Origin of the sequence: uncultured Campylobacter sp. (genome assembly GCF_937997595.1) — a bacterium.
GTDB lineage: Bacteria > Campylobacterota > Campylobacteria > Campylobacterales > Campylobacteraceae > Campylobacter_B.
This window is the reverse complement of the sequence record NZ_CALKTS010000018.1, coordinates 1-9,503: the sequence shown is the minus strand read 5'-3', so window position 1 is coordinate 9,503 and position 9,503 is coordinate 1. Positions and strand designations below refer to the sequence as shown.

Genomic DNA, 9,503 nt, shown 5'->3' with positions numbered 1-9,503 from the left:
ACATCATCGGCGACGTGCACGGCTGCTACAGATCGCTTTTGGCGTTAATAGAGCAGCTGCCGCATAAATTTGATAGTAAAATTTGCTTCGTTGGCGATCTGATCGACCGAGGCCCTGCGAGCGCGGATGTGGTTGAATTTGTGCGCATCCGCGGATATGACGCGGTGATGGGCAATCACGAAAAGCGCTTTGTGGGCAACGCAAAAACTGCACTAAGGTGCGCAAAGACGGGCAAATTTACGAGCTCAAATGACCTCTACGCATTTTTTAGCCTGGATGAAAGCTGGCTATTTAATAACGGCGGTGAGGCGACGCTAGCGTCGTATTATCGTCACGGAGGCGTGAAGCAATGCAAGGAGCATCTGCGGTTTGTCTCGCGGCTGTCGATTTACCTGGAGTATGATTTGTGTGATGAAAGCGGTCGCGCTCTCGTCGTATCGCACTCCGCAGTGGGTCGCGCGTGGGGGATTAGACACGATGCAGAGCGTGCGAAAAGCTTCGCCGCTCATGTGCTAAGCGGGCGCGGAGATGATAGCGCGAATGATGGAATTTTTAACGTCTACGGGCACACGCCAGTGAAAAAGCCCGTCATTACGGAATTTAGCGCAAATATCGATCTGGGCTGTGTTTATAAAAAGCACTGGGGCGAGAAGGCGAGGCTTTGCGCGTTGGAGTTTCCCTCAAAGAAAATTTTTACGCAAGAATGCATAGATTTTTGAGTTCGCATCCAGGCTCGCGCAGATTAAAATTTAAATTTAAGCGGGCTGTTTGAAGGCGAAATTTTAGAATTTAAAGACGCGTTCTTAAAGCGTCCGTCGCGCAGTCAGGTCGCGCTGAAATTTTAAATAATATCCCTTAGCTTACGCGCTTCATACATCCACGCCTCAAGCTCATCCCAGCGCTCGCCCTCAATCATCTGTACGCAAATTTCAAGCTCGTTTTTAAAAGCATCGATCGCGCCTAGGAGGTTTGTGCGGTTTTGCTTAAAAATATCGACCCACATCTGCGGCGAGCTTTTGGCGATACGGCTCATGCCCGAGAAGCTGCCGCCGGCTAAATTTATGATATTGCGGCGATTTTCCTCTTTTAGCACGCTGTTTACGAGCGAGTAGCTGATCGCATGCGGCAGGTGCGAGATGAGTGCCACGTGGTGATCGTGGCTTTTTGCGTCCATAAATACGATCTTCATCCCCGCAAACGAAAAAATTTCGACCGCGCGCTTGACGTGCGTTTCGTCCGCGCCGTGATCGTCGCAGATGACGACTACTGCGCCGTTTAAAAGCTCTTTAAACGCTGCTTGCGGGCCGGAGTTTTCGGTACCAGCCATTGGGTGAGCTGCGATGAAATTTCGTCTGATCTGCGGCGGGCAGCTTTGCAAAATTTTAAATTTCGTGCTTCCTAGATCGATGATCGTCGTCTCGCTTCTGCAGTCGCTTAGTTTTTGCAATGTCTCAATAATTGCCTCCACGGGGATTGCGAGAAAGATCGCATCGCAGCTTTGCTTCATCTGCTCTAGGCTTAAAATTTCATGCACGAGCCCAAGTTTCAGAGCTTCTTTTTCGTTTTCGCGGCTGATGTCGCAGCCATAGACGGCGCTAATGATTTTGGTGCTTTTTAGACATAGCCCAAGAGAGCCGCCGATGAGACCCAGACCGATAATTCCTATCTTCATAAAATTCCTTTTTGATATATGCAAGTTTTAATTTTAATGTGGTATTATACGCAAATTATTTTCGTTTTTAGGTAAAATTTTATGAAAAAAAGCGTTTTTTTACTCTTAGTAGGCGGGATTTCCGTGGCGTGCGCCGCACAGATCAAATCCATTAAATTTGAAGGGCTAAGGCATCTTTCTCCACAGGTTGCACAGCAAATTTCAGGACTTAAGGTAGGCGATGAGCTTAACGGCGAAAACACCAATGCTGCGATTTCAAAGCTATTTGAGCAGGGCTATTTCAGCGACGTTTATATCAGCGAACAAGGCGGCGCGGTCACTATCAACGTAACCGAAAAGCCGACTATTGCTAAGGTCGAGATCAAAAACGTAGTTACCAATGATCGCGATAAGATAAATGAGCTCATCGGTTTGCGTCCGGGTCAGGTTTACGATGAGGTGGCTGCTAAAAAAGCGGAGACCCGCATCAAGCAATACTACGAAGTCAAGGGCTTTTTCGACACCGTGGTGGAATTTTATCCAAAGCCGATAAACGACGATAAATCGGTCATCTTGCTAACGATCGAGGTGAATCGCGGCGAAAATATCATCATAGATAAGGTAAATTTAGTAGGCGCAGACAAGCTCGACTATGATGATATAGAGCCATCCGTTGCCAATAAAGAACGCGAGATGTTGGGCTGGATGTGGGGCTTTAACGACGGCAAGGTAAAAACCGCCGAGCTTCCTAACGACGCAAATAGAATTCAAGAAGAATATTATAAAAAAGGCTACTTAGACGCACAGGTTTCTGCGCCGCTACTTAATGCCGATATGGATAATTACACTGCTGATCTTACCTACTATATCAGCGAGGGCGAGCAATACACCGTAAGCTCCGTAGATATCGAATATCCTGCAGATATAATCAAGCTTGATAAAGAAAAAGTTTTGGACGATTTCAAGCTTCAAAAGGGCGATACAATGAATTCCGAGCGTTTGCGCCGCGATATGAATACGCTAGAGACTTTAGTCGCGGATCAGGGATACGCCTATGTGCGTATCGTGCCTAAGACTAAGCAGGACAAAGAAGCTCGCACGGTCGCTATCACGTATCAAGTCATCCCTGAGGATAAAGTCTATATTAGAAACGTAACGATCTCGGGTAACGATAAGACCGAGGATAAGGTCATTCGCCGCGAGATGTATCTGACCGAGGGAAATTTATATAGCAAAACCGACTACAACGATTCGTTAAATTCTTTAAAACGCACGGGATATTTCGATGATGTGGAGATTAAAGAAAACCGCGTTTCTAACGATCAGATCGATCTTGAAGTCGCAGTCAAAGAAGCTCCTACAGGCTCTATCACGGGTGGTATCGGATATGGCAGCGAGGATGGAATTTTACTTAGCGGCGGTATCAGCGATAGAAACGTATTTGGCACCGGCCTTCACGGCGCGTTCTCGGTTGAAAAGAGCGACGATCAGTTAAGCGGACGCTTGAGCTTAACCAATCCTAGAGTATTTGATTCTGAGTATAGCTTGGGCGGATCAATCTTTGCCAACGATTACGACTGGGACGATTACGATGAGAAATCTTACGGATTTTCAATCACGGGCGGTCGCAAAATCGGGCGCAATACCGATGTAAGTCTTACGTATTATCTCGAAAAAAGCGAAATCAAGGGCTTAAACGAATATTACGCCAAAGCAGGCTATCTAGATGGCAAGAATTTAAAAAGCTCGATTATCCCGTCTATTACATATAATAGCACAGATGATTATTACTTGCCAAGAAGCGGTATGATCGCAAGTGCTAGCTTAGAATACGCGGGTCTTGGCGGCGATATGGACTACACCAAGGCGCGAGGATCGTTTAACTACTATTTTGGCTTGCGAGATTATATTGATCACGACATTATCTTTAGATACAAAGCTGCAACGGGCTATATGTGGGAAGGTAATAAAAAGATCCCGATCAACGAAAAGCTATTCCTAGGCGGAATGAAAAGTATTAGAGGCTACGAAGGTCGCAGTATCCCGAAAAAAGAGATCTGCTTAAATGCAAATAATTGCCGCTATATCGAAACAGGCGGCATGCAGAGCTTCAATAACTCCTTTGAGCTAAGCTTTCCGGTGGTCGATAGGCTTAAAATGCGCTTTGTAACGTTTTTTGACTACGGAATGATCGGCGATCATGACTGGAATGAAGAGGAACGCTACAGCACGGGTGCTGGTATCGAGTGGATGACGCCGATGGGGCCTTTGCAACTATACTTCGTTAAGCCGCTTAATAAAAAACCGCACGACGACACAAATAGCTTCGAATTTAGCATCGGTGCTAGATTTAATTAAACGCGACGCCTTGCGAACGCTGTGGCGTGCGTAGAATTTCTATCGCACGCCTTAAAATTTAATAACGCTTGCGTGCGATTCTAGCCTTTCTTGTCGCGCTAATTTGCAGCCGAATTATTGTAGGCGGGTTGAGCTAAATTTTAATTGGAATTCCGCTCGGCTTAGGATGAAATTTAAACGCGTAGCTTGCTTTGAATTTTTTAGAATTTTATTTATCAAGATAGTTTAGAATTTCATTCGTATGGTAAAATTTTAAGCACAAGAGTTTTAAAAAATCAATACAAGCCATTAGCATAATTTAAAGAAATTCTATATTGAAATTTTAAAGATTACGATATAGACGATAAACGCCGCTTTGTTGTGCGCGGAATTTAACTGCATAGGATTTAGCGTGCCACTGAATTTTAAAGCTCATAAATTTTGAGATTCTAAAATCGCTAGAATTTAAAATTTTAAATCGCCTCGTAAATCGCTAAACATTTGCGTTAAATTTTGCCTCGCTTTACCGATAATTTAAGTTAAGCTTGTAAAATCGCGCTCTAAAATCATATCAAAGGCTCTTTTATGCGTAGAAATGGCAATGGAACGAAGCTTAAAATTTTAATATTTCTTATTATAATATGCGCTTTGGTTTATGGAATTTTTAAAATTTTCGCCTCGCCTAAATTTGAAAAAAATCCTCCGCAAATTGCGCTGGAAAATGAAATTTATTGGAATTTAACCTCGCCTTTAAAGATTAAAATTTCAGACGATACCGGCATTAAGCTCGTTCGCGTTAATTTAAACGACGGAGCCAGCACGATACCGCTACTAAATGAGGAGCTGAACGTTCCGCAAACGACGCTAGAGCTTGCCGTGCAATTTCCTAAAAATTTGATGCTTAATAAAGATAAAAACTACAAGCTTGAGGTTTTCGCAAATGACATTAGCTCGTGGAATTTTGCGCAAGGAAATAAGAGCGCAAGAACGGCAAATATAATAATAGACGACAAAAAGCCCGTCATAAATATCATCAATCAATCCTATAAAATCACCAAAGGTGGTAGCGCTGTAGTCGTATTTTCGGCAAAAGACGAGCGCCTAAACGAAGTCTATGTCAAAACCAACTATGGCAAAATTTTTAAAGCGATTCCTTTCGTAAAAGAGGGTTATTATGCGTCTCTCGTAGCGTGGCCTGCAAATTTAGAGGAATTTCGCGCAGAAGCGGTCGCCACTGATCGTGCAGGCAACGAAAGCATTTCGCAAATCAAATATTTTTATCAGGACAAAAAATATAAAGTCTCTACTATCAAGCTAAATCCGGGTTTTATTAACGGCAAAGTAAGTGATCTGGCTAGCCAATATGCGCAGAATTTTAACTCTATGAGCGATCTGGAGAAATTTAAATTCGTAAACGAAACTCTGCGTAAGAAAAATGGAGATGATCTGCACGCTGCTACTAGCGCGGTGCACGAGGATAGAATAAATGGATTTGAGCTAAAGCCTTTTTATCCGCTTGCTAAAGGCGCAGCGGTAGCAAGCTTTGCCGATCATCGGATATTTTTTATGAATGACGAACAGGTAAGTGAGTCGTGGCATATGGGGCTCGATCTAGCAAGCGTTGCAAACGCCGATATCAAAGAGAGTAACTACGGTAAAGTGGTTTTCGCGCAGGAAAACGGAATTTTCGGATTAAATTTAGGAATTTACTACGGCTTCGGATTATACGGCATCTACGGACACTGCTCGGCGACGCAGTTAAGCGTCGGCAGCGACGTAAAGCCGGGCGACATCCTAGCGCAAACGGGCTCAAGCGGCTTTGCTTTCGGAGATCATCTGCATTTTGGCATCGTAGTTCAGGGCGTGGACGTAAGACCCGAGGAGTGGATGGATCCTAAGTGGATGAAAGATAACATTACCGATGTCTTAGAATCGTCCAAAAAAGTAATAGAAAAAGGTAAGTAAATTTTAAAATTTTCGCTATAATGCGCGGGTTAATGAAAACGAGGATAGAAATGAGACAGACAACGATAGCTAAGAAAGTCCATAACGTCGGCATCGGGCTGCACAAAGGTGAGCCTATCAGACTTACGTTAGAGCCTTTAGAGGCGGGCAGTGGAATCGTATTTTATAGAAGTGATCTCGGTATTAGTTTTAAAGCCGAGCCGAAAAACGTCATAAATACGCAAATGGCGACCGTCGTAGGAAATGAGAAGGGCTATATATCAACAATAGAGCATCTAATGAGCGCCATTAATGCCTATGGTATCGATAATATCCGTATCATCGTCGATGCTAATGAAATTCCTGTAATGGACGGAAGTTCGGCGAGCTTTTGTATGCTTTTGGACGAAGCGGGGGTAAGAGAGCTTGACGCGAATAAAAAAGCTCTCATCATCAAGCGAGCTGTGGAGATTCGCGAGGGAGATAAGCTCGTGCGCTTAAGCCCTAGCAAGAGTCCGAAATTTGATTATACGATTAAATTTAGCCATCCGCTCATCGGCACTCAGCACCATGTTTTTGAATTTAGCAAAAAAGCCTATCTTAAAGAAATTTCGCGGGCGCGCACATTTGGATTTTTAAAAGACGTGCAAGCGCTTCGCTCCATGGGGTTAGCTCTAGGCGGCAGCTTAGAAAATGCCGTCGTAATCGATGAAAATAAAATTTTAAACCCCGAGGGTTTACGCTTTGAAAACGAGTTCGTCCGCCATAAAATTTTAGACGCGATCGGCGATCTTGCGCTCGTGGGCGCCCCGATTTTGGGCGATTATACAGCGTTTGCGGGAAGCCACGATCTAAATCATAAGCTCACTTTGGCAGTCCTTGCCGACGCGAAAAATTTCGAGCTAGTAGATCTTACCGCCGAGGTTGTGCGCGAATATCAAAAAGTCTTTGCTTAAGGCTGCAAAATTAAAGAGGTTGAAATTCTAATTGCCACCCTTAGCGCTCCGTGCCTGCTCGGCGTGTATGAAAACGGCGCTAAGATAGCGGAATTTTCAAGCGCCGAAGGCGAAAAAGCCGATAAATTTCTGGTCGCTAAATTTAGAGAAATTCTAAAAACTTATAAAATCAAAGAGCTCATCTACGCAAATACTCCCGGCAGCTTTATGGGCATGAAGGTAAGCTACGTGATATTGCGCACGCTTAGCATCGCTCTTGATGTGCCTCTGCGCGCGATTAGCGGCTTTGAGCTAAGCGGCTTCGGGCCGATCAGAGCGAACAAAAACTTCAGCTACGTTTACGAACGCGGCGAAATCAGGATGAAAAAATGTGCCCCTGCCACGCTATCTTTGCCGCAGGATTTATCGGTTTTAAATAAAAGCGATGATATACTTCCAAATTACATCATAGAAGCGGTTTAGGAGAGAGCTTGATTATAAGAATTCCTGCGACGAGCGCAAATTTGGGCCCCGGTTTCGACGCGCTCGGCCTTAGCCTAGGGCTATTTAACGAAGTAGAGATTACCGAGCAGAAGTTTTTTTGCGTATCGCTTAGCGGCGAGGGCAGCGATAGGGCGTGGCTTAAGAAGGGCAACGCTTTTTTGAATATTTTTAATGAAATTTACAGAAAACTAGGCGGCGGGCAAGAGATAAATTTTAAATTTGCTTTTCACAACAACATCCCGTTTTCGCGCGGTCTAGGCAGCAGCTCGGCCGTGATCGTAGGCGCTATCGCAAGCGCTTATAAAATTTGCGGTTTTGAGATTGATCGCGCTAAAATTTTAAACACGGCGCTGGAATATGAAAATCACCCCGATAATATCGCGCCCGCAACGCTCGGCGGCTTTGTCAGTAGCGTCGTGGACGGCAAGACGGTTCGCACGCAAAAATGCGAAATTTCGCAAGATCTGCAAGCGGTCGTCGTTATCCCCGATACGCCGATGCCTACGAACGAATCTCGCGGCAAGCTGCCTAAGAGCTTTTCGATCAAGGATTGCGTCAGCAACCTCTCGCATGCGGCGTTTCTGACCGCTTGTTTTATGCGGCGCGACTACGACAGCTTGCGCTACGCCTGTATCGACAAGATGCACGAGCAGATGCGCATGGGCGTGCTTCCGCAGCTTTTTGGGGTGCGCGAGATCGCCTATGATAACGGCGCGCTTATGAGCTCGCTCTCGGGAAGCGGCTCAAGCTTTTTAAATTTAGCCTACAGATCCGACGCCGCAAAGCTTAAAGCCTGCCTTAGCGAAAATTTTAAAAACTTCCGCGTCGAAATTTTAGATATCGACAACGGCGGCTTTAATATTGACTAAGAAAAATAAAGATATAATCGCATGAGCGAACCGATTAGGATGTGCGTTATTTGCAAGGGGCGCTTCGCCAAGCGCGAACTCCACGCCTTTTTGCAAAATTTTAAAAATATAAATTCAAACAGACAATTTTATATTTGCGACGGTTGCATAAATCAAAAAGAGAAAATTTCAAAATATCTATCTAAATTTGCGTCTAGTGCAGATTTGGGACATATCAAGGAGAGGGTTTTAAATGGGTGTTCTGATTAAAGATATCGCGGACGAGCTTGGATACGCAAGCAAAGAGATAATCGAAAAAGCGCAGGAGATGGGCTTTAAAAAGGTAAAAACCGCGTCGAATAAAGTAAGCGAGGAAGAAGCTGTCGCTATTTACGATTATATTCAGACGGGAATTTTGCCGGGGAAAAAGTCAAAGCCCGCAAAGAAAAGCTCCGAAAAAGCGCAAGAAGATGAGAATAAGTCCGCTAAAAAACAGAGCGAAACTAAAAAAACCGCTAAAAAAGAGAGCCCTAAAAAGGCGGAAAGCTTAAAAGCTTCCGAATCCAAAGAGTCCGCGCAGAGCGTTAAAGAACCTAGCGATGAAAAAACTCAGGCGCAAGAGCCCGAGGCGAAAACCGAAAAAGCCCAAAATCAAAAAGAAGAAATTTCCTCCGTAGCGCAGGAGAAAGAGGAGAAGCAAAATACCGCTTCAAAGCCTGCTCCAGTGCAGATAAACAGCGGCGATAGCATAGCTAGCGAGAGCTTGCAAAAGCGCCGCGGCCTAGTCATCGTTAAAAAGAAGAAGGAAGTTCAAGCCCCGGCGGCACAAGATAGAATCGAGCCTAGGCGTGAAAAGATGAGCGCTAGCTTGGAGGCGATCTTTTCAAACGCCGAACTAAATTTGAAAAAGAAAAAGATCGAAAAGAAAAAAGCTCCCGCGGCTAAAAAAGAGGACGCCCTTAAAATCGACATCATTCCTGATCACGAGATGGCGGATATCGTCATTGAGGACGAGGACGTCGTGGTAATGCCAGATTTCACCGTCAAACCGATCCAAACCGAAAACCGCACCAAAAGTAAAAACCAACCTAATATTTATCGCGCCTCGCAGAATCAAATTTTCAGCAGTGAGGGCGGTATAAGTCGCGGCGGTCGTAAAAAGCATAAAAAAGCCCCTCGCGAGCAGGGTAGCGAAATCGTAAGCTCTGTAAATATCCCAAAAGAGATCCGTGTCTATGAGTTCGCCGATAAGATCAAAAAGCAGCCTAGCGAGATCATCGGCAA

At 44.7% G+C, this 9,503-nt stretch carries 9 protein-coding genes; 8 read left to right on the top strand and 1 reads right to left on the bottom strand.

The genetic code is table 11. The annotated features are described in order from the left end of the window. The first annotated feature begins 2 nt into the window (after nucleotides 1–2). Nucleotides 3–719: a metallophosphoesterase gene (locus Q0614_RS00760; protein WP_298785834.1), complete on the top strand. Its 717-nt coding sequence runs from the start codon at nucleotides 3–5 to the stop codon at nucleotides 717–719. A gap of 122 nt (nucleotides 720–841) precedes the next feature. Here Q0614_RS00760 and Q0614_RS00755 read toward each other — a convergent pair whose 3' ends face one another. Further along, complete coding sequence (locus Q0614_RS00755; RefSeq protein WP_298785833.1) at nucleotides 842–1,672, bottom strand: prephenate dehydrogenase; 831 nt, start codon at nucleotides 1,670–1,672, stop codon at nucleotides 842–844. 81 nt (nucleotides 1,673–1,753) lie between these two features. Between Q0614_RS00755 and bamA the strand changes: the two genes are divergently transcribed. From bamA to Q0614_RS00720, 7 genes are all read left to right on the top strand, one after another. After that, entirely contained in the window at nucleotides 1,754–4,009 is a 2,256-nt protein-coding gene (gene bamA, locus Q0614_RS00750) for an outer membrane protein assembly factor BamA (protein ID WP_298785831.1), read from the top strand. Nucleotides 4,010–4,573: 564 nt separating this feature from the next. Further along, on the top strand, nucleotides 4,574–5,953 hold the full coding sequence (locus tag Q0614_RS00745; RefSeq protein ID WP_298785829.1) for a M23 family metallopeptidase: 1,380 nt from the start codon (nucleotides 4,574–4,576) through the stop codon (nucleotides 5,951–5,953). A 50-nt stretch (nucleotides 5,954–6,003) separates the two neighbouring features. Further along, complete coding sequence (gene lpxC, locus Q0614_RS00740; RefSeq protein WP_297942418.1) at nucleotides 6,004–6,888, top strand: UDP-3-O-acyl-N-acetylglucosamine deacetylase; 885 nt, start codon at nucleotides 6,004–6,006, stop codon at nucleotides 6,886–6,888. 63 nt (nucleotides 6,889–6,951) lie between these two features. Continuing rightward, on the top strand, nucleotides 6,952–7,350 hold the full coding sequence (locus Q0614_RS00735; RefSeq protein WP_298785826.1) for a glycoprotease: 399 nt from the start codon (nucleotides 6,952–6,954) through the stop codon (nucleotides 7,348–7,350). 8 nt (nucleotides 7,351–7,358) lie between these two features. After that, nucleotides 7,359–8,240: a homoserine kinase gene (gene thrB, locus Q0614_RS00730; RefSeq protein ID WP_295152174.1), complete on the top strand. Its 882-nt coding sequence runs from the start codon at nucleotides 7,359–7,361 to the stop codon at nucleotides 8,238–8,240. A 21-nt stretch (nucleotides 8,241–8,261) separates the two neighbouring features. Next, nucleotides 8,262–8,489, top strand: a complete 228-nt coding sequence (locus tag Q0614_RS00725; protein WP_298785824.1) for a DUF448 domain-containing protein — start codon at nucleotides 8,262–8,264, stop codon at nucleotides 8,487–8,489. Beyond that, the coding region (locus Q0614_RS00720; protein WP_298785822.1) for a translation initiation factor IF-2 N-terminal domain-containing protein at nucleotides 8,473–9,503 on the top strand (1,031 nt) is incomplete at its 3' end. The genes Q0614_RS00725 and Q0614_RS00720, both read left to right, overlap by 17 nt.

Excerpts from the sequence above, each read along its gene's own strand:
- Q0614_RS00755 (WP_298785833.1), bottom strand. The coding sequence starts at position 1,672 with ATGAAGATAGGAATTATCGGTCTGGGTCTCATCGGCGGCTCTCTTGGG.
- bamA (WP_298785831.1), top strand. The coding sequence starts at position 1,754 with ATGAAAAAAAGCGTTTTTTTACTCTTAGTAGGCGGGATTTCCGTGGCG.
- Q0614_RS00745 (WP_298785829.1), top strand. The coding sequence starts at position 4,574 with ATGCGTAGAAATGGCAATGGAACGAAGCTTAAAATTTTAATATTTCTT.
- lpxC (WP_297942418.1), top strand. The coding sequence starts at position 6,004 with ATGAGACAGACAACGATAGCTAAGAAAGTCCATAACGTCGGCATCGGG.
- Q0614_RS00725 (WP_298785824.1), top strand. The coding sequence starts at position 8,262 with ATGAGCGAACCGATTAGGATGTGCGTTATTTGCAAGGGGCGCTTCGCC.